The organism is Agromyces archimandritae (assembly GCF_018024495.1).
GTDB classification, from domain to species: Bacteria; Actinomycetota; Actinomycetes; order Actinomycetales; family Microbacteriaceae; genus Agromyces; species Agromyces archimandritae.
This window is the reverse complement of sequence record NZ_CP071696.1, coordinates 2,651,035-2,675,767: the sequence shown is the minus strand read 5'-3', so window position 1 is coordinate 2,675,767 and position 24,733 is coordinate 2,651,035. Positions and strand designations below refer to the sequence as shown.

General features: G+C 68.5%; 14 protein-coding genes and 3 rRNA genes. 5 read left to right on the top strand and 12 right to left on the bottom strand.

Annotation, left to right across the window (positions count from 1 at the left end):
• Positions 1 to 4 precede the first annotated feature (4 nt).
• Complete coding sequence (locus tag G127AT_RS12205; protein ID WP_210897254.1) at positions 5 to 736, top strand: Pr6Pr family membrane protein; 732 nt, start codon at positions 5 to 7, stop codon at positions 734 to 736.
• Here G127AT_RS12205 and G127AT_RS12200 read toward each other — a convergent pair.
• Both G127AT_RS12200 and G127AT_RS12195 read right to left on the bottom strand, forming a co-directional pair.
• Complete coding sequence (locus G127AT_RS12200; protein ID WP_210897252.1) at positions 726 to 2,144, bottom strand: flavin monoamine oxidase family protein; 1,419 nt, start codon at positions 2,142 to 2,144, stop codon at positions 726 to 728. The two genes, G127AT_RS12205 and G127AT_RS12200, sit on opposite strands and share 11 nt — an antisense overlap.
• A gap of 61 nt (positions 2,145 to 2,205) precedes the next feature.
• The gene (locus tag G127AT_RS12195; RefSeq protein WP_210897250.1) at positions 2,206 to 3,774 is read right to left on the bottom strand and encodes a DUF7059 domain-containing protein; all 1,569 of its coding nucleotides are present in this window, start codon (positions 3,772 to 3,774) and stop codon (positions 2,206 to 2,208) included.
• Between the two features lie 131 nt (positions 3,775 to 3,905).
• On the opposite strand from G127AT_RS12195, the gene G127AT_RS12190 reads away from it, so the two are divergent.
• On the top strand, positions 3,906 to 4,235 hold the full coding sequence (locus G127AT_RS12190) for a hypothetical protein (RefSeq protein WP_210897248.1): 330 nt from the start codon (positions 3,906 to 3,908) through the stop codon (positions 4,233 to 4,235).
• Positions 4,236 to 4,238: 3 nt separating this feature from the next.
• On the opposite strand, the gene G127AT_RS12185 is transcribed toward G127AT_RS12190, so the two are convergent.
• From G127AT_RS12185 to G127AT_RS12155, 7 genes are all read right to left on the bottom strand, one after another.
• On the bottom strand, positions 4,239 to 6,086 hold the full coding sequence (locus tag G127AT_RS12185) for a thioredoxin domain-containing protein (protein WP_210897245.1): 1,848 nt from the start codon (positions 6,084 to 6,086) through the stop codon (positions 4,239 to 4,241).
• A gap of 77 nt (positions 6,087 to 6,163) precedes the next feature.
• A 5S ribosomal RNA gene (gene rrf / locus G127AT_RS12180) occupies positions 6,164 to 6,280 on the bottom strand.
• 202 nt (positions 6,281 to 6,482) lie between these two features.
• Positions 6,483 to 9,588, bottom strand: a 23S ribosomal RNA gene (locus tag G127AT_RS12175).
• A 451-nt stretch (positions 9,589 to 10,039) separates the two neighbouring features.
• Positions 10,040 to 11,565 (bottom strand): 16S ribosomal RNA (locus G127AT_RS12170).
• The 16S, 23S and 5S rRNA genes sit together here, the layout of an rRNA operon.
• Before the next feature lie 680 nt (positions 11,566 to 12,245).
• Entirely contained in the window at positions 12,246 to 13,076 is an 831-nt protein-coding gene (locus G127AT_RS12165; RefSeq protein ID WP_210897243.1) for an aldo/keto reductase, read from the bottom strand.
• A 23-nt stretch (positions 13,077 to 13,099) separates the two neighbouring features.
• On the bottom strand, positions 13,100 to 14,404 hold the full coding sequence (locus tag G127AT_RS12160) for an aspartate aminotransferase family protein (protein WP_210897241.1): 1,305 nt from the start codon (positions 14,402 to 14,404) through the stop codon (positions 13,100 to 13,102).
• Between the two features lie 57 nt (positions 14,405 to 14,461).
• Positions 14,462 to 15,409 (bottom strand): GntR family transcriptional regulator, encoded by a 948-nt coding sequence (locus G127AT_RS12155; protein WP_244857561.1) that lies wholly within the window; start codon positions 15,407 to 15,409, stop codon positions 14,462 to 14,464.
• Between the two features lie 161 nt (positions 15,410 to 15,570).
• Between G127AT_RS12155 and hrpA the strand changes: the two genes are divergently transcribed.
• Entirely contained in the window at positions 15,571 to 19,668 is a 4,098-nt protein-coding gene (gene hrpA / locus G127AT_RS12150; protein ID WP_210897239.1) for an ATP-dependent RNA helicase HrpA, read from the top strand.
• A 67-nt stretch (positions 19,669 to 19,735) separates the two neighbouring features.
• Here hrpA and G127AT_RS12145 read toward each other — a convergent pair whose 3' ends face one another.
• The 3 genes from G127AT_RS12145 to G127AT_RS12135 are packed head-to-tail and all read right to left on the bottom strand — an operon-like array spanning position 19,736 to position 22,415.
• On the bottom strand, positions 19,736 to 20,530 hold the full coding sequence (locus tag G127AT_RS12145) for an amino acid ABC transporter ATP-binding protein (protein ID WP_280527563.1): 795 nt from the start codon (positions 20,528 to 20,530) through the stop codon (positions 19,736 to 19,738).
• Positions 20,527 to 21,507 carry an amino acid ABC transporter permease gene (locus tag G127AT_RS12140; RefSeq protein ID WP_425305858.1) on the bottom strand — a complete coding sequence of 327 codons (981 nt, stop codon included), beginning with the start codon at positions 21,505 to 21,507 and terminating at the stop codon, positions 20,527 to 20,529. Before G127AT_RS12140 ends, G127AT_RS12145 begins: the two co-directional genes overlap by 4 nt.
• Positions 21,508 to 21,509: 2 nt before the next feature.
• A complete protein-coding gene (locus G127AT_RS12135; protein WP_210897237.1) occupies positions 21,510 to 22,415 on the bottom strand; it encodes an ABC transporter substrate-binding protein in 906 nt (301 codons plus the stop codon).
• A 175-nt stretch (positions 22,416 to 22,590) separates the two neighbouring features.
• Between G127AT_RS12135 and G127AT_RS12130 the strand changes: the two genes are divergently transcribed.
• Together G127AT_RS12130 and G127AT_RS12125 are read left to right on the top strand one after the other, a co-directional pair.
• Positions 22,591 to 23,799, top strand: a complete 1,209-nt coding sequence (locus G127AT_RS12130) for an MFS transporter (RefSeq protein WP_210897235.1) — start codon at positions 22,591 to 22,593, stop codon at positions 23,797 to 23,799.
• 60 nt (positions 23,800 to 23,859) lie between these two features.
• Positions 23,860 to 24,693: an aldo/keto reductase gene (locus G127AT_RS12125; RefSeq protein WP_210897233.1), complete on the top strand. Its 834-nt coding sequence runs from the start codon at positions 23,860 to 23,862 to the stop codon at positions 24,691 to 24,693.
• The last annotated feature ends 40 nt before the right edge of the window (positions 24,694 to 24,733 follow it).

The window sequence follows — 24,733 nt, the reverse complement described above, 5'->3', positions numbered from 1 at the left end:
AGGGATGCGCGGGTGGATCGGCGAGCGGGGCGGGCGACGCCTGCGCCGTGCGCTGGGCGTGACCCGCCTCGTGCTGGCGGCCCTCGCGATCGCGGCGCTCGTGGCGAACTTCCGCTATGTGCTCGGCTTCCGCAGTTTCGCGGCCGAGAACTTCTTCAGCTATTTCACGGTGCAGTCGGCGTTCTTCGCGATCGGGGTGCTGATCGTTTCCGGCATCCGGGCGCTCACCGGCGCCGAGCAGCGGGTGTGGTTGCATGCGCTTCGGGCGGCGGTCACGAGCTACACCCTCGTGTCGGGCATCGTGTTCGGCATCATCGCCGCGCAGGCGTCGACCCGCGACTACCGGGTGGATGTGCCGTGGTCGGATGTGCTGCTGCATTTCGTCGTGCCGGCCGCACTGCTCGTGGATTGGGCGATCGAGTCGTGGCTGCTGCCGCACACGCGGCCGATCCCGCGGCGGGCGGTGCTGGCTGCGGTGCCGTTCCCGGTGGTGTGGCTCGTGTTCACGCTGATGCGCGGTGCGGAGGTCGGCTGGTATCCGTATTTCTTCCTCGATCCGTACGAGGTCGGCGGCTGGCCGGGGATCCTGGTGTATTGCACGCTGGTGCTGGCGATCCTGCTGGCGGTGACGTGGATGCTCGTGCAGCTGAACCGGGTCGGTACGCGTCGCGGCGCGGCGGCCCGGGTTTCGGGTGCGGATGCCGCGGCGCCCGCCCCTGCCGGAGTCACCCCATGAACGGCGCGAGCGACGCACGGGCCGCGTCGACGAGTTCGCCGTCGTCCATCGCGGCGACCGTTTCGGCGCTGCCGGCGACGGAGATGCCGGCGAGCACGGGGTCGCCGGTGATCGCCCCGTAGTCGAGCCAGATCGCGAAGGGGTCGTCGCCGCCGACGGCGGTCCACACGTTCTCGTGGCCCGAGTCCCACGACCGTTCGTCGAAGCGCAGCCAGCACATTTCGACGTGGCCCATCCCGATGCGGGCGATGGCGCTCGCGTGGGCGAGCGGCAGCGGGGGCGAGAAGCGCATCGCGTCGCTCTTCAGCACCCCGACGGGCACGGTGACGACGATGCGGTCGCCCGAGAGCGACTCGCCCGAGTCGAGGCGCACGCGCACGCCGTCCTCGTCGTGCGCGATGCGTTGCACGACGGAGCCGGTGAGGACGTTCAGGTCGCCGGCGGCTTCGGCGAGCTGGGCCTGGAACGATCCGGTGACGCGGCGGAGTTCGTCGCCGCCGAGTCCGAACGAGGCGCCGGGAACGAGGCGGTTCGCAGCCTGGTGGGCCGACACCGACTTCGGTGCGGCGCCGGTCGCCAGACCGAGCCCGGCGGTCGCGGCGTGGGCGAGCCACATCCCGCCGCCGGGTTCGGCCGTGGCCGCTTCGGCCGCCCCGGACCGTTCGAGCGCCGCTTCGACGGAGAGGTCGATGGAGACGTCCTCCGACCAGGAGAGGGCGCGTTCGATCGCCCGCACCCCGACGTCGTCGTAGTCGAGTCGTTCGCCGTCGACGCCGCGGAACAGCGGGGCGGGCCGGAAGGCACGGGTGCGCACGCCGAAGCCTCCGAGGAGGGCGTCGAAGGAGGTCGCGGTCGGCCCGAGGAAGGCGGCGCCGAGTTCAGCGGGCACGGGCCAGTCGTCGTCGCCCTCGCTGCGAATGCGGCCGCCGATCCGCTCGCTCGCTTCGATCAGGACGACGCGGTGCCCGGCGCTCGTGAGGATGCGCGCGGCCGCGAGCCCGGCGATCCCGGCGCCGACGACGAGCACGCGTTCGCCGGCGCCGGAGATCTCCAGGAGGGCGTCGCTTGCGCGCACTGCGGAGTCGAGGGCGCCCTGCACGCTTCCGGGGGCGTCGAGGCTCGTCGCCTCGCCGGCGAAGAAGACGCGTTCGTCGATCGGCCGGCCGAGGCGTTCGCGGTCGCCGCGGTCGGAGCCGACGCCCGGGTAGCTGAAGGCGCCGCGGAAGAAGGGGTTGCGGCTCCATTTCGAGCGCTGCAGCCCGGCCGGCACCGGCACTTCCCCGGGAGTCGGCGTCCGCGTCGGCGTCGGCGAGGTACTGCGGGTGGGCGCGGGCGGTTCGGGGGTGCAGCCGGCCAGCGCGAGGGCGAGGGCCGCTGCCGATCCGAACAGGAAGCCACGCCGATCCATTTCACACCCCTCGCGTACGCGCGGTTCTCACGCTACCCGACAGGAGAGGCGATGCCGTCGATCACGGCACGAGCAGCATGCCGGCGAAGACGAGCTCCCGCAGCTGCGGCGCGAGCTCGGCGCGGAGGGCTGCGGCATCCACCCCGGTCAGCTCGGCGATCGCGTCGGCGATGACGCCGGCGGGCAGTTCTCCGTCTGCGGCGCCGACGAAGGCGGCGAGCGCCGTGCCGGCATCCACGACCCGGCCGAAGCCGCCGCCCTGCCTGAGCAGGATCGAGCTCGGTTCGTCGTGGCCGGGCAGGTGGTGACGTTCTTCGGTGACGTCGGGCGCGACGCGCAGATGCAGCGAGGCGAGCTCGGCGTCGCTCAGGCCGGCGATGCGTTCGGCGGCGGCGAGCACGGCGCCGAAGTGGGCGGCGAGCGCTTCGTTGCCGCTCGTGTGCACGGCTTCGGCGCGGGCGAGGCGGTGGATGCCGGTCGTGCCGTGGATGCCGCTCGGGCGCCGCAGCAGCACGTACCCGAAGCCGATCGCGGTCACGCCGCGCGCGGCGAAGTCGTCGAGCCAGGCGGCCTCCAAGTCCTCGAAGGCGGCGGTGCCGGCTTTCGTGCCGCCGTCGCGGATCCAGGTCTCGGCGTATTCGGCCGGGTCCTGCAGTTCGCGTTCGACGATCCAGTATTCGAGGCCGGCGTCCTCGGCCCAGCCGCGCACCCGTTCGAGCCCGGGCCGGCCGCCGATCGTCTCCCAGTTGCCGAGAAGCTGGGCGGTGCCGCCGGGCTCGAGGTGGGCGGCGGCGCCTCGCACGACGGCTTCGACGATGCCGTCGCCGGTCATGCCGCCGTCGCGGTATTCGTAGGCCGGAACGCCGTCGGCGCGCGGGGTGATCACGAACGGCGGGTTCGACACGATGCGGTCGAATCGCTCGCCGGCGACCGGCTCGAAGAGGCTCCCGGCGCGCAGTTCGACGTTGCCCACCTCGTTCAGCGCGAGCGTGAAGCGGGCGAAGGCCAGCGCTCGGGCCGACAGGTCGGTGGCGACGACGTGCCGGGCGAGGCGGCCGAGGTGGAGGGCCTGGATGCCGCTTCCGGTTCCGAGGTCGAGGGCGCTGCCGACCGGCTGCTGCAGCACCTGCCCGGCGAGGGTCGCCGAGGCGCCGCCGACGCCGAGCACGTGCCGTTCGGGCAGCGCGTCGCCGAGCTGCAGCTCGCCGAGGTCCGAGGCGACCCACCAGGCCCCCTCCCCCACGGCGTCCGTGAAGGCGTAGGGGCGTACGTCGATCGCGGCCCGCATGCCGCCGGCGACGGGCTCGACGATCCCGAGTGCGGATGCCGCGGCGCGCCCGCTCCGCGGCAGCGCCGCATCCAGTTCCCGCTCGTCGAGCGTGTCGCCGAGCAAGAACAGTCGCGCGAGCAGCGCCGCCGGCGTGCGGTCGTCGTGCAGCAGCCGCATCGCGGGCACGCGGGAGCCGCGTCGGAGCGCCGCACCGGCATCCACCCCCGTGGCCTCGTCGCGAAGCAGGTGTTCGAGCCCGTCGACCGTGTAGCCGGCTTGGGCGAGATCGGTGCGGAATGCGGCGAGCCCGGCCGCGGGCACCGAGCCTGCGTCCACGCCCCAGATGTCGGCGAACCCCATGCTTCGAGGGTATGGCACCGCCGCGCCGTATCCGTACGAGGCGTCGTCATCGGGCGCCATGCACCCGTAACCCCCATGTCACATGTTGCGCGTAGCGTGACGAACGCCGAGACTGGCGGAGGGGAGGTCGCATGGGGACCACGGTTCTGGAGCAGCTCAGGCGCGAGGCGCGCGACGAGCTCGCCGCGCTCATCGATCTGCGTTGCCGGCTCGGCGAGGATCCGTGGTCGTTCCTGCCCGACCTGCCGTCGGTGGACGAGCAGGTCGTCGCAACCCTGCGCGAGGAGCGCCTGCAGTGGGCCGAATGGTCGAACGCACGGGCACGGGCGTATCATCCGGCCGCCCGCGACGGCGAGGCCGAGCGGTTCGAGTTCGAGCTGCTCCGCGGTATCGCCACCGAGCATCCCGAGCTCAGCCCGGCCGTGTGGTCGTTCCTGGACCGCGTGCCCTCGCCCTGGTGATCGTCAGCCGGCCGCCGCAGCGCGCAGACCGGCCGCGTCGGTGACCGGCAGACGGCACACGAAATCACGGCACAGGTAGGCGGTGCTCGCTCCCCCGACGGCGCCGCGCCCGGCGAAGAGTTCGAAGCCGGCATCGGCCCATGCGCGCGCCTGCGCCTCGTCGACGACGGCCGCGATGGATGCCGTGGCGCCCCGCGACGCCCGAACGAGTTCGCCGCCGGCCTCGCCCTCCGCCGCCGTCACCGTCACGAGCTGCACGAGGGGTTCGGCGAGCCGGCGCGCGACCGCGAGGATCGCACCGTACGCGGCGGGCCGCTCGAGCGCCGGCGCCGTATGCGGCGCGATCGTCCGTTCGGCGGCATCGCGGAAACGTTCGCCGGCACCGAGCGCCCAGAGGCGGTAGGCCGCATCCGCGGCGGCGGCCGCCCCCGAGGGCACGGCCCCTTCGACGGCATCGTCCGCTCCGGCGATGCCGTGTGCGGCGAGCACCGGGTCGCGGCCGCCCCGCAGGCGCCCGTCGGTGCCGATCGCTCCGTCGAGCAGGCTTCGCGCCGTGACCGCGTGGCGCGGTTCGCCGCTCGCAAGCGCGAGGCGGATCAGGCCGCCGGCGAGCATGCCGGTGTCTTCGAGGGTCGCCGGCGCCGCCGAGGGCCGGCCGTCGAGGCTGGACCGGACGAGCGTGCCATCCTCCCGGAGGTGTGCGTCGAGGACCGCTTCGGCGGTGCGCCGGGCGATGACGAGGAGTTCGGGGCGCTCGAGCGCGACGGAGGCGTCGGCGAGTGCGCCGATCGTGAGTCCGTTCCAGCCGGTGAGCACCTTCCGGTCGAGTTTCGGCGACGGTTGCTCCGCTCGTTCCCGGGCGTTCAGCCGGTAGTAGCCGCCCTCGCTCGACCGGCCGTCGACGAGGCTCTCGGAGTCCTGGGCGCTCGCGAAGCAGCCTCCGGGCAGCCGCATGGTGGTGGTGAGGAATCCCGCGATGCCTTCGGCTGCGGTGCGCGCCCATTCGGCGCCGTCGCTCGCTGCGGGCAGCAGCAGGGCGAGGAGCTGCGCATTGTCGGTGAGCATCCGTTCGTAGTGCGGTACCGTCCAGTCGGCTCGTGTCGCGTAGCGGAAGAAGCCGCCTTCGACGGGATCGCGGAGCTCCGAAGCGCTCATGGCCTGGAGGGCACGGTCGACGGCGGCGCGCGCCTCGTCTCCCGAGCCGGCGAGGAATTCGAGCATGGGTGCGGCCGGGAACTTCGGGGCGCCGCCGAAACCGCCGTGCGCGCGGTCCTCACCGGCGAGGAGCCGCCCGGCGGCCGCGTCGAGCTGCTCTGCGGCGGGAAGGGCGAATGGTCCGGTGCCGGCTTCGGCCGCCTTCCGCAGCGCCTCCTGAAGCCCGTCGGCGGTTTCGGCGACCTCGTCGGGGCGTTCGGTCCAGGCTTCCCACACGGCATCCAGGACATTGCGGAACGAGGGCATGCCGTGCGCGGCACGGGGCGGAAAGTAGCTGCCGGCGTAGAAGACGGCGCCGTCGCCGTTCGCGAACGCGGTGAGCGGCCAGCCGAGCTGCGAGGTGAACGCGCCGGCGGCGGCGAGGTACGCGGCGTCCACTTCGGGGTGTTCCTCGCGGTCGACCTTGATCGCGACGAACCGTTCGCCGAGGAGCGCGGCGATCTCGGGGTCGGAGAAGCTCTCCCTGGCCATGACGTGGCACCAGTGGCACGTCGCATATCCGATGGAGACCAGCACGGGGACGTTGCGCCGCCGTGCTTCCGCGAATGCGTCTTCGTCCCACGGCCACCAATCGACGGGATTGTCGGCATGGGCGAGGAGATACGGGCTCGTCGACCCGCGAAGTCGTTCGGCCATGCCCTCAGCCTACGGCTGGGCGACCGGTTAAATGCAGAACGGGCACCCGACCTCGGGTGCCCGTTCTGAGAAAAGTTGTCCGGCGGTGTCCTACTCTCCCACAGGGTCCCCCCTGCAGTACCATCGGCGCTGTGAGTCTTAGCTTCCGGGTTCGGAATGTGACCGGGCGTTTCCCTCACGCTATGACCGCCGTAACTCTTGCCACCACCACACCTGTGTGTAGGTGAAACTTTCGTTACCACACCCACCCGGACCTGGTCCGGTATGAGTGTTTCACTGTTCTCTTGTATTCAACACTATTGTGTTGTTCCCTGTTCGTCTATCGGGAACCACAGAGTGGACGCGAGCAACCAATGCCACCCATCAAGCCTTTTGCAAACACTGATGAATGTAATGATTATCAAGTTATCGGCATATTAGTACCAGTCAGCTGCACACCTTGCGGTGCTTCCACATCTGGCCTATCAACCCAGTCGTCTGGCTGGGAGCCTCTCACCCCGAAGGGTATGGAAATCTCATCTCGAGGCCGGCTTCCCGCTTAGATGCTTTCAGCGGTTATCCATCCCGAACGTAGCTAACCAGCGGTGCTCCTGGCGGAACAACTGGCACACCAGAGGTTCGTCCAACCCGGTCCTCTCGTACTAGGGTCAGATCCTCTCAAATTTCCTACGCGCGCAGCGGATAGGGACCGAACTGTCTCACGACGTTCTAAACCCAGCTCGCGTACCGCTTTAATGGGCGAACAGCCCAACCCTTGGGACCTACTCCAGCCCCAGGATGCGACGAGCCGACATCGAGGTGCCAAACCATGCCGTCGATATGGACTCTTGGGCAAGATCAGCCTGTTATCCCCGAGGTACCTTTTATCCGTTGAGCGACAGCGCTTCCACAAGCCACTGCCGGATCACTAGTCCCGACTTTCGTCCCTGCTCGACCTGTCAGTCTCACAGTCAAGCTCCCTTGTGCACTTACACTCGCCACCTGATTGCCAACCAGGTTGAGGGAACCTTTGGGCGCCTCCGTTACTCTTTAGGAGGCAACCGCCCCAGTTAAACTACCCACCAGGCACTGTCCCTGAACCGGATCACGGTTCGAAGTTAGATATCCAGAGTGACCAGAGTGGTATTTCAACAATGACTCCACCGACACTAGCGTGCCGACTTCACAGTCTCCCACCTATCCTACACAAGCCACACCGAACACCAATACCAAGCTGTAGTAAAGGTCACGGGGTCTTTCCGTCCTGCTGCGCGTAACGAGCATCTTTACTCGTAATGCAATTTCGCCGAGTTCGCGGTTGAGACAGCTGGGAAGTCGTTACGCCATTCGTGCAGGTCGGAACTTACCCGACAAGGAATTTCGCTACCTTAGGATGGTTATAGTTACCACCGCCGTTTACTGGGGCTTAACTTCTCAGCTTCGCTCCGAAGAGCTAACCGTTCCGCTTAACCTTCCAGCACCGGGCAGGCGTCAGTCCGTATACATCGTCTTGCGACTTCGCACGGACCTGTGTTTTTAGTAAACAGTCGCTTCCCACTGGTCTCTGCGGCCTTCACGCCTTCGGCAGCAAGTGCCTACAACGATCCGGCCCCCCTTCTCCCGAAGTTACGGGGGCATTTTGCCGAGTTCCTTAACCACGATTCTCTCGATCTCCTCGGTATTCTCTACCTGACCACCTGAGTCGGTTTGGGGTACGGGCGGCTAGAACCTCGCGTCGATGCTTTTCTCGGCAGCATAGGATCACCCACTTTTCATCCGCGTCACGTCTCAGCCTGTATGAGTCGCGGATTTGCCTACGACTCGGCCTACACGCTTGCCCCGGGACAACCATCGCCCGGGCTGGGCTACCTTCCTGCGTCACACCTGTTAATACGCTCACTCCACCAGACTCGGGTCCCACGCTCCCCACACGGTGCCCTCCCGAAGGAGAACGGTGCATGGTTCGGATGGTTAGCATTGCTGGATTCATGTGGGCGGTTCTTCGCCGGTACGGGAATATCAACCCGTTGTCCATCGACTACGCCTGTCGGCCTCGCCTTAGGTCCCGACTTACCCAGGGAAGATGAGCTTGACCCTGGAACCCTTGGTCTTCCGGAGGACGGGTTTCTCACCCGTCTTTCGCTACTCATGCCTGCATTCTCACTCGTGTGCCGTCCACGGCTGGATCACTCCGCCGCTTCACCCGGCACACGACGCTCTCCTACCCATCACCACGACTGGACCACGAAGGCCTATCGATAATGGTAATGCCACGACTTCGGTGGCGTGCTTGAGCCCCGTTACATTGTCGGCGCGGAATCACTTGACCAGTGAGCTATTACGCACTCTTTCAAGGGTGGCTGCTTCTAAGCCAACCTCCTGGTTGTCTGTGCAACTCCACATCCTTTCCCACTTAGCACGCGCTTAGGGACCTTAGTCGGTGGTCTGGGTTGTTTCCCTCTCGACGATGAAGCTTATCCCCCACCGTCTCACTGCTGCGCTCTCACTTACCGGCATTCGGAGTTTGGCTGACGTCAGTAACCTGTTGAGGCCCATCGGCCATCCAGTAGCTCTACCTCCGGCAAGAAACACGCAACGCTGCACCTAAATGCATTTCGGAGAGAACCAGCTATCACGAAGTTTGATTGGCCTTTCACCCCTATCCACAGCTCATCCCCTCCATTTTCAACTGAAGTGGGTTCGGTCCTCCACGACGTCTTACCGTCGCTTCAACCTGGCCATGGATAGATCACTTCGCTTCGGGTCTAGGACCTGCGACTGAATCGCCCTATTCAGACTCGCTTTCGCTCCGGCTCCCCCACACGGGTTAACCTCGCCACAGATCACTAACTCGCAGGCTCATTCTTCAAAAGGCACGCTGTCACCCCAACAAGGAGGCTCCAACGGTTTGTAAGCAAACGGTTTCAGGTACTATTTCACTCCCCTCCCGGGGTACTTTTCACCTTTCCCTCACGGTACTTGTCCGCTATCGATCATCTGGGAGTATTTAGGCTTATCAGGTGGTCCTGACAGATTCACACGGGATTTCTCGGGCCCCGTGCTACTTGGGATACCTCTCCGGGCCGCCAGGCATTTCGACTACGGGACTCACACCCACTCCGGTTCGGCTTTCAATCCGATTCGTCTATACCCGACGCGTCACCGTGGCTGTCCGGCAGAACAGCCCGAAAGGTCCCACAACCCCGACCATGCAACCCCTGCCGGGTATCACACATGACCGGTTTAGCCTCATCCGCTTTCGCTCGCCACTACTCACGGAATCACGGTTGTTTTCTCTTCCTGTGGGTACTGAGATGTTTCACTTCCCCACGTTCCCTCTACCCGCCCTATATATTCAGGCGGGAGTCACCAGGTCACTCGAAAGGCCTGGCGGGGTTTCCCCATTCGGAAATCCTCGGATCACAGCTCGTTTATCAACTCCCCGAGGCTTATCGCAGATTACGACGTCCTTCTTCGGCTCCAGATGCCAAGGCATCCACCGTTTGCTCTTAGAAACTTGAAAATCACATGAGTTTTCAGAAACCACCAACCCCGAAGGGCCGGCGGTGACCAATGATTAGTCCAGACACCCAAACCCCGAAAGGCTCAGGCATCCAAGAACAAATCTTGTGACCAACACCCCAAAAAAGGGCGTCAATCTAAGATGCTCGCGTCCACTATGTAGTTCTCAACAGACGAACAGCACCCCCGCACCACCAACCAAACCAGTCAGCACCACGAAGGCCTGCAAGAAACCAACCCACACCCGAAGATGCGGCGTCCGGTCCCTCAGGACCCAACAGCGTGCACGCACCACCCCCGCAGAACCCCACCGTTCCAACCGTTCCCGGCGTACTAAATGCTGTCCCTCGAAGACGATGCCTATGTCAATGTTCCACCCATGAGCCACCGGCAGACACGTTCGGTCTGACCCGGCACTCCTGGAAGACCCGAAGATCTCCAGTGCTCCTTAGAAAGGAGGTGATCCAGCCGCACCTTCCGGTACGGCTACCTTGTTACGACTTAGTCCTAATCACCGATCCCACCTTCGACGGCTCCCTCCAAAGGTTGGGCCACCGGCTTCGGGTGTTACCGACTTTCATGACTTGACGGGCGGTGTGTACAAGGCCCGGGAACGTATTCACCGCAGCGTTGCTGATCTGCGATTACTAGCGACTCCGACTTCATGAGGTCGAGTTGCAGACCTCAATCCGAACTGAGACCGGCTTTTTGGGATTCGCTCCGCCTTACGACATCGCAGCCCTTTGTACCGGCCATTGTAGCATGCGTGAAGCCCAAGACATAAGGGGCATGATGATTTGACGTCATCCCCACCTTCCTCCGAGTTGACCCCGGCAGTCTCACATGAGTTCCCACCATAACGTGCTGGCAACATGCGACGAGGGTTGCGCTCGTTGCGGGACTTAACCCAACATCTCACGACACGAGCTGACGACAACCATGCACCACCTGTAACCGAGTGTCCAAAGAGTCCCCTGTTTCCAGAGTGTTCTCGGTCATGTCAAGCCTTGGTAAGGTTCTTCGCGTTGCATCGAATTAATCCGCATGCTCCGCCGCTTGTGCGGGCCCCCGTCAATTCCTTTGAGTTTTAGCCTTGCGGCCGTACTCCCCAGGCGGGGCGCTTAATGCGTTAGCTACGACACGGAAACCGTGGAAAGGTCCCCACATCTAGCGCCCAACGTTTACGGCGTGGACTACCAGGGTATCTAATCCTGTTCGCTCCCCACGCTTTCGCTCCTCAGCGTCAGTAAGTGCCCAGAGACCTGCCTTCGCCATCGGTGTTCCTCCTGATATCTGCGCATTCCACCGCTACACCAGGAATTCCAGTCTCCCCTACACCACTCAAGTCTGCCCGTACCCACTGCAGGCGCGAGGTTGAGCCTCGCGTTTTCACAGCAGACGCGACAAACCGCCTACGAGCTCTTTACGCCCAATAATTCCGGACAACGCTCGGACCCTACGTATTACCGCGGCTGCTGGCACGTAGTTAGCCGGTCCTTTTTCTCCAGGTACCGTCACCTTGCGGCTTCTTCCCTGACAAAAGCGGTTTACAACCCGAAGGCCGTCATCCCGCACGCGGCGTTGCTGCATCAGGCTTGCGCCCATTGTGCAATATTCCCCACTGCTGCCTCCCGTAGGAGTCTGGGCCGTGTCTCAGTCCCAGTGTGGCCGGTCACCCTCTCAGGCCGGCTACCCGTCGACGCCTTGGTGAGCCATTACCTCACCAACAAGCTGATAGGCCGCGAGTCCATCCCAAACCGAAAAAACTTTCCACCCCGCACCATGCGGTGCAAGGTCCTATCCGGTATTAGACGTCGTTTCCAACGCTTATCCCAGAGTCCAGGGCAGGTTACTCACGTGTTACTCACCCGTTCGCCACTAATCCCCCAAGTGCAAGCACCCGGGATCATCGTTCGACTTGCATGTGTTAAGCACGCCGCCAGCGTTCGTCCTGAGCCAGGATCAAACTCTCCAAAAAAAAATGGTTCCAGACACCCCCGAAGAGGCATCCAGGAGTTCAATCTCCGACAGAGAAACAACTGACTAAAAAATCAAATTGTCCATCAATCAAAGGAATCCCACCAACCGAAGCTGGTCGGGGTTCAAAAAATTGGCATTGAACATAGTGCACGCTGTTGAGTTCTCAAGAAACGGACGCACCGGGGTTGCGGCCTCGCGGCCTGCCCCCAGGGCAACCTCTTTACCTTACCACCTCTCAGACCGGCCGGGAGACGAAGCTCCACGTGCTGGGCTGATTCTCAGACTCCGGGCCGTGGCTCGAGAGCCGACCCGCTGGGTGAGGTGGGAAGTTCCATCCTAGGCTTGAAATCACCGAGTCGCAATGCGCCTTCGAGGTTATTTGGCTAGGATCTTCGTCGTCCGGCTGCGGAGCGCTTCTCGCTTTCTCCGGCTCGCCGCGGCGACATGTAAGAACTTACGCGGCCCCGGCGCCCCGGGCCAAATCGGCTCTGCATCCCGGGCGTGTCGCCGCAGGTCGGCGCGGCGCTCCGCGACGCGCCTCCTGCGGCAAGGCGGAGCAGGAGCGGGGCGACGCATCGCGTCGGACCGCGTCGCACCGCCCGCTTGACCGTCACTGGACCCCGAACCACCGGTGGGTACCAGCGGCGCTCCGCGACGCGCCTCCTGCGGCAAGGCGCCTCAGTTCACCTCGTCCGGGTGCGATCCCACGCGCCCGTCGCGTTCGAGCGCGGTGATGGCATCCATCTCGGCGTCGCTCAGTTCGAAGCCGAAGACGTCGAAGTTCTGCTCGATGTGGGCGCGGCTCGAGGCCTTCGGGAAGACGATGTGTCCGCGCTGCAGGTGCCAGCGGATGACGACCTGCGCGGGCGAGACGCCGTGGGCGGCGGCGGAGCCGGCGACCTCGGGCAGTTCGAAGAGCGGGTATTTGCCCTGGCCGAGCGGCCCCCAGGCTTCGATCGCGATGCCGTGCCGTGCCGCGAAGTCGGCGACGGCCGGCTGCTGCAGGTACGGGTGGAGTTCGATCTGGTCGACGGCCGGCACGACGTCGGTTTCGGCGAGAAGGGTCTCGAGATGGTGCACGAGGAAGTTCGAGACGCCGATGGATCGGGCCCGGCCGCTCTCCCGGATCTGCTCGAGCGCCTTCCACGAGGGCACGTAGAGGCCGCGTTCGGCGACGGGCCAGTGGATGAGATACAGATCGACGTAGTCGAGTCCGAGGCGATCGAGGCTGGCGTCGAAGGCGTCGAACGCGCTTTGCGTGCCCTGGTCGTCGTTCCAGAGCTTGGTGGTGACGAAGAGCTCTTCGCGCGGGATGCCGGAGGCCGCGATCGCGCGGCCGACGCCCTGTTCGTTCGCGTAGATGCGGGCGGTGTCGAGGTGCCGGTATCCGACGTCGAGGGCGTCGGCGACGATGCGATCGGTCTCGGCGGGGTCGACCCGGAAGACGCCGAAGCCGAGCTGCGGGATCGTGTTGCCGTCGTTGAGCTGGATGCGGGGAACGTTCGTCATGCTCTCATCCCACCACGGTGCGCTCAGGCGTGCACGAGCGCTTCGGCGAGCGAGGCTTCGAGGATGTCGAGGCCCGCTTCGAGTTCGGCGTCGGCGATGGTGAGCGGCGGCGCGATGCGGAAGACGCCGCCCATGCCGGGCAACTGCACGATGTTCATGTGCAGCCCGCGGCGCAGGCATTCGTCGGTGACGGCGGCGCCGAGCGCTTCGGCGGGTTCGCGCGTGCCGCGGTCGCGGACGAGTTCGATGCCCTGCAGCAGCCCCCGCCCGCGCACGTCGCCGATGACGTCGAACCGTTCCTGCATGGCGAGGAGGCGTTCGCGCAGCACGCCGCCGAGCACGGCGGCCCGCTCGACGAGTCCGTCGCGCTCGATGACGCGCAGGACGGTGCCGGCGACGGATGCGGCGAGCGGATCCGCTCCATGGGTCGTGAAGAACAGGTAGCCGAGCTCGTGCGCGCGTTCCTCGATCTCGGCGGAGGTGACGAGGGCGGCGACGGGCAGGCCCGCGCCGAGCGTCTTCGAGAGGGTGAGCATGTCGGGCACGACGCCGTCGCGCTCGAAGGCGTACATGGTGCCGGTGCGGCCGAGGCCGGTCTGCGCTTCGTCGAGGATCAGCAGCATGCCGCGCTCCTCGCATTTGCGCTTGAGCTCGGCGAGGTAGCCGAGGGGGAGGTCGATGATGCCGCCCGAGGAGAGGATCGGTTCGACGAGGCAGGCGGCGAGGCTGCCGCTGGACTGCGCGTCGATCAGCGCGAAGCCGTAGTCGAGCTCGCTGCGCCAGTCGTACGAGCCGTCGGGGTGGCGGAACGGCGAACGGTAGGCGTTCGGGGTCGGCAGGGTCAGGCTGCCGGGGACGGACGGGCCGTAGCCGTGGTGGCCGGCGGAGAAGGTGAGCGAGGCGGCGCCGGAGGTCATGCCGTGCCAGGAGCGGTCGAAGGCCACGACCTCGTAGCGGCCGGTGACGAGCTTGGCCATCTTGATCGCGGCCTCGTTCGATTCGCCGCCGGTGCTGAGCAGCAGCGTCTTGGAGAGGGCCGGCGGCAGGGTGGCCGCGAGCCGGGTCACGAGGTCGACGACGGGTTCGCTCAGCATGCCGCTGTAGAGGTGATCGAGCGTGGCGATGGAGTCCGAAACGGTGCGCACGATGTCGGGGTGCGAGTGGCCGAGCACGGCGCTCATCTGGCCCGAGGTGAAGTCGAGGATGCGGGTGCCGTCGGCGTCGATGACGTGGGCGCCGGATGCGCCCGTGATGATCCGGGGCGTGAATCGCGGGCCGTAGCGGACCAGGTGCCGATCGGCGTTCGCCCAGAACTCGGTTACGTCCATGTGTGCCTCCTTGCCGCCGGCGCGGCGCGCCGTTTTCGGCCCAACTCTATAGGCCGTTTATTTCGCGCCGGTAAACGTCCGTCCGGCACGATGTTCGCGCACGACCTCGCGCACCATCCGCACCGAGGCCGCATCGAGCACGTTGCCGTACTCGAGCACGCGCACCCGGCCCTCCAGGCGCCGTGCGAGGGCCGGCGATTCCGTCGGGACGACGACGAGCTCGACGCCCTCGAGCTCCGCGTCGTCGCCGGTCGTGAGCACTCGGAGATCCGTCACCCCGGCCTGGGCGAAGGAGTCGCGGACGCTCACGGCCTGATCCTCGCTCGTCCACCACACGCCGACGACACGCCCCTTGGGCAGCTGCGCGATCTCGACGAGCGTGCGCAGATGCGGGGCGACGACGATCGCGATGACCTCGGCGCCGGTGCCGCGGAAGCGGCGGCGCACCTCGGCGAGATGGAAGAACGTCGTGAGCACCAGCTCCGAGGAGACGCCGCCCGCCTCGAACTCCCCGAGCACGAGCGGGTCGACCGGCACGGCGAGTTCGGCGGCGAGCGCCCCGGCGAAATACTCCGCCCGGTCGCGGTTGCATTCGACGAAGGAGATCTCGGGCGCGGGCCCGGCCCCCGGGCCCGCGGCGCCGCCGAGCAGGGCCCGGATGTCGTCGTCGCCGAGGCCCAGCTCGCGGCAGCGGCCGACCGCCTCCTCGAGGATGCCGCGCCCCCGTTCGCGCGCCGACGACGCGGCCCGGGCCCGTTCGGCGCCGCAGACGACCATGCCGTTCCGGCCGCGCGGTTCGACGAGGCCGAGATCCCGGAGCTCCGCATAGGCGCGGGCCACGGTGTTGCGATTGATGCCGAGGTTGGCGGCCAGAAGCCTCGCCCCGGGCAGCCGGTCGCCGTCGAGCAGACGCCCGGCCTCGATCGTGAAGGCGAGCTGCGCGACGATCTGCCGGTAGACCGGCGTGTCCGAATGACGGGCGAGGCTGATCTCGGGTGCGGTCACGGGCGCCTCGCTCTCCGGCCGCGCACGAGCGGCCCGGCGAACAGCCTATTCGGCTGGGCCGATTCCGGCGGCGACCCCCGGTCGGCAGACACCGCACCGGCAGCCGGCCGGCACCGCGCCGGCACCGCGCGGGCGCCCCGCGCGGCCTACGATGGAGGGCTATGCCTTCCGCGATCACCTACCCGCCCGAGCTGCCGGTCTCCGCGCAGCGGGACGAGATCGCGCGCGCCCTCGAAGCGCACCAGGTCGTCGTCGTCGCCGGCGCCACCGGCAGCGGCAAGACGACGCAGCTGCCGAAGATCTGCCTCGAGCTCGGGCGCGGATCCATCGCCCACACCCAGCCCCGCCGCATCGCGGCGCGCACGATCGCCGAACGCATCGCCGACGAGCTCGGCGAAGAGGTCGGCGGGCTCGTCGGCTATCAGGTCCGCTTCACCGACCGGGTGAGCGAGTCGACGCGCATCAAGGTCATGACCGACGGCATCCTGCTGAACGAGATCCACCGCGACCGGCTCCTGCGCCGCTACGACACGATCATCATCGACGAGGCGCACGAACGCAGCCTGAACATCGACTTCCTGCTCGGGTATCTGAAGCGGCTGCTGCCGAAGCGGCCGGAGCTGAAGCTCGTCATCACGAGCGCGACGATCGACCCGGGCAGCTTCGCGGAGCACTTCGCGGATGCCGAGGGGCGGCCGGCCCCGGTGATCGAGGTCTCGGGGCGCACCTTCCCCGTCGAGATCCGATACCGGCCGCCGGCCGGCGCCGACGACGGCGACGAGGATGTGGATGCCGCACGGCCGGCGGGCGCGCGCGGGCGCGGCGGCGCGGACCGCGGCGAGGACGACCCGACGGATGCCGTGCTCGCCGCCCTCGACGAGCTCGACCGGGAGGCGGCGGGCGACGTGCTCGTGTTCTGCTCGGGCGAGCAGGAGATCCGCGACGCGGAGGAGGCGGTGTGCGGCCACTACGCCGGCCGCAGCGCCGGCTACGGCACGACGCAGGTGCTGCCGCTGTACGGCCGGCTCTCGGCCGCCGACCAGCACCGGGTGTTCGAGCCCGGCCGGGAGCCCGGCATCCGCCGCCGCATCGTGCTCGCCACGAACGTCGCCGAGACGAGCCTGACGGTCCCCGGCATCCGCTACGTCGTCGACGGCGGCACCGCGCGCATCAGCCGCTATTCGACGCGGGCGAAGGTGCAGCGGCTGCCGATCGAGCCGATCTCGCAGGCCTCGGCGAACCAGCGATCGGGGCGTTCGGGGCGCACGAGCGCGGGCATCGCGATCCGCCTCTACGCCGAGGACGACTTCGAGCGGCGCCCCGAGTTCACCGACCCCGAGATCCTGCGCACGAACCTCGCGAGCGTCATCCTGCAGATGGCCTCGCTCGGCCTCGGGCCGGTCGCCGACTTCCCGTTCCTCACCCCGCCGGACCCGCGGGGCGTGCGCGACGGCCTCGAGCTGCTCGCGGAGCTCGGCGCCCTCGAGGAGGGGCCTGCCGCCGACGCGGGGCCCCGCCTCACGCGCATCGGGCGGCAGCTCGCGCGCCTGCCGATCGAGCCGCGTTTCGGGCGGATGGTCGTCGAGTCGCGCGTGCACGGCGTCACCGAGGAGGTGCTCGCGATCGTCGCCGGGCTCACGGTGCAGGACCCGCGCGAGCGGCCGCTCGACAAGCGCGAGCAGGCCGATGCGATGCACGCCCGCTTCGTCGACCCGACGAGCGACTTCGTGACGCTGCTGAACCTCTGGAACCACCTCGAGGAGCAGCAGCGGCAGCTCGGTTCGAGCGCCTTCCGGCGGATGTGCCGCACCGAGTTCCTGAATTACCTGCGGGTGCGCGAGTGGCAGGACCTCGTGCGGCAGCTGCGGCGCGCGGCGAAGCCCCTCGGCCTGGGGGCGGGCGGCGAGCGGGGTGCGGATGCCGCGGGGCGCGCGGCCGGAGCGACGGGTGCGGATGCCGCGAGGCGCGCGGCCGGAGCGACGGGTGCGGATGCCGCGGGGCGCGCGGCCGGAGCGGCGGCCGACGGCATCCACCGCTCGCTGCTGGCCGGCCTGCTCTCGCACATCGGCCTGCGGGACGACCGCGCCGCCGCATCCACCGCGAAGAACCCGAAGACCCCGAAGGGGCCGCGGGCCAGGCCAGAGTTCCTCGGGGCCCGCGGCACGCGCTTCGCGATCTTCCCGGGGTCGGCGCTTGCGAAGAAACCGCCTCAGGCGGTCATGAGCGCCGAACTCGTCGAAACCAGCCGGCTCTTCGCCCGCATGAACGCCGCGATCGACCCCGCCTGGGCCGAAGCGCTCGCCGGCCCGCTCGCCAAACGCAGCTTCTCGAACCCTCGCTGGGACGAGAAGCAGGGCTCCGCCGTCGCCGACGAGAAAGTGCTGCTGTTCGGGCTGCCGATCGTACCGAAACGGCGGATGCGGCTGGCCCGGGCCGACCCGGAGCTCGCGCGCGAGCTCTTCATCCGCCACGCGCTCGTGCAGGAGGAGTGGGACTGGTCGAAGCTCGACCGGCGCGTCTTCGCGTTCATCGCCGACAACCGCCGCACCCGCCGCGAGCTCGGCGAGATCGAGGAACGCACCCGGCGCCGCGACATCCTCGCCGGCGACGAGGCGATCGTGCGCTTCTACGAGGCGCGCGTGCCCGGGCAGGCGACGGATGCCCGCAGCTTCGAACGCTGGTGGCGGGAGGAATACCGCACCCGGCCGGAGCTGCTCACCGTCACCCGTGCCGAACTGCTCGGCGAGGAGGCGGGCGCCCCGGACGCCGACGCGTTCCCCGAGCGCTGGCGGCAGGGCGATCAGGAGTACCGGCTCGCCTACCGTTTCGAGCCCGGCGCCGACGACGACGGCGTGACCGTGGTCGTCCCGCTCGTGCTGCTGCCGCGCCTGGACCCCGCGGGCTTCGACTGGCAGGTGCCCGGCCTCCGCGACGAACTCATCCAGGCGATGCTGCGCACCCTGCCGAAGGTCATCCGCCGCCAGGTCGTGCCCGCCGCCGAATGGGCCGCCAAGATCGCCGAGGAGCTGCCGGCCGGCCCCGAGGGCGGGGCGGAACGCGGACCGTTCGCCGCCGTCGTCGCCGCGATCGTCAAACGGCTCACCTATGCGCCCGTGACGGCCGAGGACTTCGACGCCTCGCGCATCCCAGGTCATCTGACGATGACGTTCCGCGCGGTGGATGCCCGTGGCAAGACGCTCGGAAGCGACACCGATCTCGGCGCCCTGCAGGCGCGCCTGGCCGAGCGGACGCGGGAGGCCGTCGCCCGCGCGGTCGGCGGGCCGGACGGCGGCCGCGCCCCGGGCGGCGGGCGCGGGCGAGGCCCGGGCGGCCGGCGCGGCGGGGCGGCATCCCCCGGCGACGTCGCGGCGGCGACCCCGACGGGCGGGCTGCCGGAGCGGAGCGGCATCACGGCATGGGAGTGGAACGAGCTGCCCGAGCACGTCGACCGCACCCAGGCCGGCAACACGGTACGCGCCTACCCGGCGCTCGTCGACGACGGCGACGCGGTGTCGCTCCGGATGCTCGCCACGGCCGCCGAACGCGACCGTGCGACGCGCCGCGGCATCCTGCGCCTGCTCGTGCTCGCCACCCCGACGCCCGTCGCCTACGTGCAGGAGCACCTCTCGAACGAGGAGAAGCTGACGCTCGCCGCGAGCCCCTACCCCGGCCCTCGAGCCCTGCTCGACGACTGCCTGCTCGCCTGCATCGAGGCCGAGCTGCGGGCCCGGCACCCCTCCGGGGTGCTCCGCACCCGCGCCGAGTTCGAGGCCGTGCGCGATGCGGTCTCGGCCGGCATCGTGGATCGCATGTTCGACGTGGTCCGCACCGTCACCTCCGTGCTGCGCGAGGCGCGCACGGCCGAGAAGGCGATCTCGAAGGCGTCGAGCCTCGCGCTCATGGCCGCGCTCGCGGATGCGCGAAGCGACCTCGAAGGACTCGTCCATCGCGGCTTCATCCGCGACACGGGGCTCGAACGCCTGCCGCGGCTGCCGCGCTACCTGCAGGCGATCACCGCGCGCGTCGCCGATCTGCAGGAGAACCCCGGGCGCGACCGGCAGCGCATGAACGAGATCGACGAGGCGCGCGAGGCGTACGAGCAGGCCGGGGGCACGATCCCGATCGACCCGGACGCGGACCCGCGGCTCGTGCGGGTGCGGTGGATGCTCGAGGAGCTCCGCATCGGGCTGTTCGCCCAGCGCCTCGGCACCGCCGAACCCGTCTCGGTGCAGCGCATCCGCAAAGCGCTGGCGGCCTGACCGGGCGGGCGCGGCATCCGCACCCGCCCGACCCGGCTCAGCTCGCCTCTGCTCGGCTCGCCCTGGCTCAGAGCACCTTGGAGAGGAACGCCTTCGTGCGCTCGTGCTGCGGGTCGGCGAGCACCTCGCGGGGGGCGCCCGACTCGACCACGACCCCGCCGTCCATGAAGACGAGCGAGTCGGCGACCTCGCGGGCGAAGCCCATCTCGTGCGTGACGACGATCATCGTCATGCCGTCCTCGGCGAGCTCGCGCATGACGTCCAGCACCTCGCCCACGAGCTCGGGATCGAGCGCCGAGGTGGGCTCGTCGAAGAGCATGAGCTTCGGTTCCATCGCGAGCGCGCGGGCGATCGCGACGCGCTGCTGCTGCCCGCCGGAGAGGTGGGCCGGGTAGTAGTCGGCGCGGTCGTCGAGCCCGACGCGGGCGAGGAGCTCATGCGCCTTCGCCCGCGCGGCGGCCTTCGACACGCCCTTGACGAGCACGGGCGCCTCCATGACGTTCTCGAGCGCCGTCATGTGCGGGAACAGGTTGAAGCGCTGGAACACCATGCCGATGTCGCGTCGCTGCTTGGCGGCCTCGCGCGGATGCAGCTCGTAGAGCTTGCCGCCAGACTCGCGGTAGCCGACGAGCAGGCCGTCGACCGTGAGCCGGCCGGCGGTGACCTGCTCGAGGTGGTTGATGCAGCGCAGGAACGTCGACTTGCCCGACCCGCTCGGCCCGAGCAGGCACAGCACCTCGCCGCGCTGCACCTCGAGCGAGACGCCCTTCAGCACCTCGTTCGAGCCGAAGCGCTTCGTCACCTGCTCGGCGCGGACCATCGGCTCGGCTCGCAGTGCGGCGTTCATCATGGTCTCGGTCATGGGGTTCGCCCTCCGCTCGGCTCCGGGCTGACGACGGCATCGGGCCCGGCGGGTTCGCCCGGCCGGCGCCGGGCCTCGGGCCGTTCGCCGATGCCGCGGCCGAAGCGCTTCTCGAGGAAGTACTGACCGACCATGAGGATCGAGGTGAACAGCAGATACCAGATCGAGGCGACGATGAGCAGCGGGATCGGGTTGAAGGTCTCGGCGGAGATATCGCGCGTGCGACTGTAGAGCTCGAGCGAGAACGGCACCGCGGTGACGAGCGAGGTCGTCTTCAGCATCGAGATGACCTCGTTGCCGGCCGGTGGGATGATGACGCGCATCGCCTGCGGCAGGATGACGCGGCGCATCGTCTGCCACCAGCTCATGCCGAGCGCCTTCGACGCCTCCTCCTGGCCCTTGTCGACGGCGAGGAGGCCGGCGCGGACGATCTCGGCCATGTAGGCCGACTCGTTCAGCGACAGGCCGATGACCGCGAGCCAGAACGGCCCGAAGACTTCCTTGGTCTCGAACGAGGCCCACGGTTCGGCGAACGGGATGCCGATGTCGATCGTCTGGTAGATGATCGCGACGAGCCCCCAGAACACGAGCTGCACGTAGACGGGCGTGCCGCGGAACACCCACAGGTACACCCAGGCGATCGACGTGACGACCGGGTTCGGCGACAGCCGCATGACGGCCAGCACGACTCCGAGGATGATCGCGATGATCATCGAGAGCACGGTGAGCTCGAGGGTGACGAGCGCCGCCTGCGAGACGCGCTGATCGAAGAGGTACTTGCCGACCGTCGGCCAGTCGTAGGCCGGGCGGCCGGCGGCGTCGATGATGAAGAGCGCCGCGACGGCCAGGAGCACGACGGCGAACACGTTGCGCCACGGATGCCGCAGGCGCACCGCCTTGATCGGCTCCCGGGACACGGCCGACGCCGGCACCGGGGCGACGCCCGGTGCCGGCGGGGTGGTGCTGGGATCGGGCACGATCAGTTGCTGCCCGCCGCGTTGATCGTGATCTCGTCGATGCCGCCGTCGGCGACGCCCCAGGCCTCGAGGATCTCGCCGTAGGTGCCGTCGTCGACGAGGGCCTGCATGGCCGCCTGGATCGCCTCGACGAGGCCCGAGTCCTTGCCGACCGCCACGCCGTAGGGCGCGACGTCGAACGACTCGCCGGCCGCCTGCAGCTTGTCGCCGGTCTTCGAGATCGCGTACAGGGTGACCGGGGAGTCGGCGCTCATGGCATCCACCTGCCCGAGGGCCACGGCGTTCGTCGCCTGGTCCTGCGTGTCGAACTGCACCTTGTCGATGGCGGGCTTGCCGGCGGCCACGCACGCCTCCGACTTCGCCGGCACCTCGTCGGTGTCCTCGTAGGTGGTGGCCTGCACGGCGACCTTCAGGCCGCACGCGTCTTCGGGGTCGACGTCGTTGCCGGCGGCCGAGGCCCACATGATGCCGGCCTCGTAGTAGTTGACGAAGTCGACCTGCTCCTCGCGCTCGACCGTGTCGGTGAACGAGGACATGCCGATGTTGAACTTGCCGCCCTGCACCGAGGGGATGATGTTGTCGAAGCTCGCGATCTGGATGTCGGCCTCGAGGCCGAGCTTCGCGGCGAGCGCCTCGGCGAGCTCCACGCCCCAGCCGGTCGGCTCGCCGTCGGCGTCCTTGTACTCGTTGGGCGGGTAGGCGCCGTCGGTGCCGACGATGAGCTTGCCGGACTCGGCGACCTCATCGGGCAGGAGGGCGGCTGCGGCCTCGTCGACGGTGACGGATCCGTTCGCGGCGGGCTTCTCGGACGCGTCGCCGGCCCCCGCGGAGTTGTCGACGCAGCCGGTGAGCAGCAGAGCCGCCGCGGCCAGGGCGGCCGGCACGGCGAGGAGACGGGTGTGACGCATGGGCACTTCCTCAGGGGTCATGGGACAGGGCGGCCGGCGAGACCCCGCACCCCTGGACGTCACCGACACGCCGAGACTAATACAGAGCCGGCCGAATGACGTTTCCGGCGGATAACGATTCGGGTGCGCCCGGGTTCGGCCGACTCACGGCATCCGCTCGCTACAGTTGGGGCAAGTGAGCGCTTACTCGGACATCCTCAAATCGCCCGGCGTCGCACGCATCGTCGCCGCGCAGTTGACCGCGCGGTTCCCGTCGGGAATGCTCTCGCTGGCGTTCCTCCTGCATGTCGAGCAGCAGACGGGTTCGTACGGCCTCGCGGGCCTCGTGCTCGCGGCCACCTCCATCGGGCAGGCCATCGCCGGCCCCTTCACGAGCCGGCTCATGGGCATCCACGGCATGCGTCCGGTGCTCTGGATCACCCTCGCCGTCTGCTCGGTCGCCGTCGTCGTCATCGGCCTCATCCCGCCGCTCATGCCCGTGTACCTCATCGTGGGGTTCATCGCCGGGCTGTCGTCGCCGCCCGTGCAGCCGGCCGTGCGCACCATCTATCCGAAGATGGTCAACTCCAAGCAGCTCACCCCGCTCTTCTCCCTCGACGCGAGCGCGCAGGAGATCATCTGGGTGCTCGGGCCCGTGGTCACGACGTTCGTCTCCACCCAGGTCGGCACCGTCTGGGGCATCCTGCTCGCCGCGGTCATCATGATCGGCGGCGGCCTCTGGTTCATCTCCTCCCCCGAACTCGGGCTCGTGCGCATCCCCCGCTCCAAGCGGCGCTTCGGGGTCGTGCTCGCCCGGCCCGCCGTGCTGCTCGGCACGATCATCGGCTTCCTGCTCGTCGGTGCGAGCGCCGCGATCGAAGCCGGCGTCGTCGCCGTCTTCGGCCACGGCGGCGCGGAAGCGGGCCTCGTCCTGGCCGTCTTCGCCGTCGGCAGCCTCGTCGGCGGCCTCTCCTTCGGGCACCTGCCGATCGGCCCGTGGGCCATGGCCCGGCGCATGTTCATCATCTTCGCCGGCACCGCCCTCGCCGCCTTCGTCATGGAGTTCTGGTGGCTGGCCGCGACCCTCTTCATCGCCGGCGTCGGCATCGCCCCCGTCTTCGCCGTCATCTTCGCGACCGTCTCGTCGAGCGTGAAGTTCTCCGACACCGCCGAGGCGTACGGGTGGGTCGGCACCGGCCAGCTCATCGGCGCCGCCATCGGCTCGGCCCTGGCCGGCTTCCTCATCGACGGCTCCGGCGCCGTCGGCGCGTTCTGGGTCGCCGCGGGCTTCGCGCTCGCCGGCTTCCTCGTGGCCCTCGGCGGCCGGCCGTGGACCCCGGACCTGCGCGGCCGCGACGCCGGGCCCATCCCCGACACCGAACCCGTCTCGATCCAGCCCGGATGACGCCGGCGCGGTGCGGATCCGCGCGCCACGGCATCCGCACCCGGCACGAAGGAGGACGACATGACCGCCCCGCTCCCGCCCGCTCCCCTCCTGCCCCTGGCCGACGGTGCCGTGATCCCGCAGATCGGCTTCGGCACGTACAAGATCCCGCCGGCCGACACCGCCCGCCTCTGCCGCACCGCGATCGACGCCGGCTACCGCCACCTCGACACCGCCGCCCTCTACGGCAACGAGGCCGAGGTCGGCGAGGCCGTCCGCACCTCGGGCCTGCCCCGCGACGAGCTCTTCGTCACGAGCAAGCTCTGGAACGACGACCACGGTTACGAGCGGGCCCTTCGCGCCTTCGACGCCACGATGGAACGGATCGGGCTCGAACGGCTCGATCTGTACCTCATCCACTGGCCCGTGCCCTCGCAGAGCCTCTTCGTCGAGACCTGGCGGGCGCTCATCCGGCTGCGGGACGAGGGCCGGGTCCGATCCATCGGCGTGTCGAACTTCCACCCGCACCATCTCCGCCGACTCATCGACGAAACCGGCGTCACCCCGGTCGTGGACCAGGTCGAGCTGCACCCGTGGCTGCCGCAGGACGAGGTGCGCGCCTTCGGCGACGCGCACGGCATCCGCACCGAGGCATGGTCGCCGCTCGCCCGCGGGCGCATGCTCGCCGAGCCCGTGCTCGCCGGCATCGCCGCCGACCACGACCGCAGCGTCGCCCAGGTCGTGCTGCGCTGGCAGGTGCAGCTCGGCAACATCGCCATCCCGAAAGCGTCGAGCGAGGCGCGCATCCGCGAGAACCTCGACGTCTTCGACTTCGCCCTGACGCCCGAGCAGATGGATGCCGTCGCCGGCCTCGCCAACGGCGAGCGGACCGGCCGCGACCCCGATCTGGACTGAGCGCCGACTGGGCGCCGGCGGCGGTTCCGGCCCGGCCCGG

Coding starts and splice junctions, on each gene's coding strand:
- G127AT_RS12205 (WP_210897254.1), top strand. CDS start 5: ATGCGCGGGTGGATCGGCGAGCGGGGCGGGCGACGCCTGCGCCGTGCG.
- G127AT_RS12200 (WP_210897252.1), bottom strand. CDS start 2,144: ATGGATCGGCGTGGCTTCCTGTTCGGATCGGCAGCGGCCCTCGCCCTC.
- G127AT_RS12195 (WP_210897250.1), bottom strand. CDS start 3,774: ATGGGGTTCGCCGACATCTGGGGCGTGGACGCAGGCTCGGTGCCCGCG.
- G127AT_RS12190 (WP_210897248.1), top strand. CDS start 3,906: ATGGGGACCACGGTTCTGGAGCAGCTCAGGCGCGAGGCGCGCGACGAG.
- G127AT_RS12185 (WP_210897245.1), bottom strand. CDS start 6,086: ATGGCCGAACGACTTCGCGGGTCGACGAGCCCGTATCTCCTCGCCCAT.
- G127AT_RS12165 (WP_210897243.1), bottom strand. CDS start 13,076: ATGACGAACGTTCCCCGCATCCAGCTCAACGACGGCAACACGATCCCG.
- G127AT_RS12160 (WP_210897241.1), bottom strand. CDS start 14,404: ATGGACGTAACCGAGTTCTGGGCGAACGCCGATCGGCACCTGGTCCGC.
- hrpA (WP_210897239.1), top strand. CDS start 15,571: ATGCCTTCCGCGATCACCTACCCGCCCGAGCTGCCGGTCTCCGCGCAG.
- G127AT_RS12145 (WP_280527563.1), bottom strand. CDS start 20,530: ATGACCGAGACCATGATGAACGCCGCACTGCGAGCCGAGCCGATGGTC.
- G127AT_RS12135 (WP_210897237.1), bottom strand. CDS start 22,415: ATGCGTCACACCCGTCTCCTCGCCGTGCCGGCCGCCCTGGCCGCGGCG.
- G127AT_RS12125 (WP_210897233.1), top strand. CDS start 23,860: ATGACCGCCCCGCTCCCGCCCGCTCCCCTCCTGCCCCTGGCCGACGGT.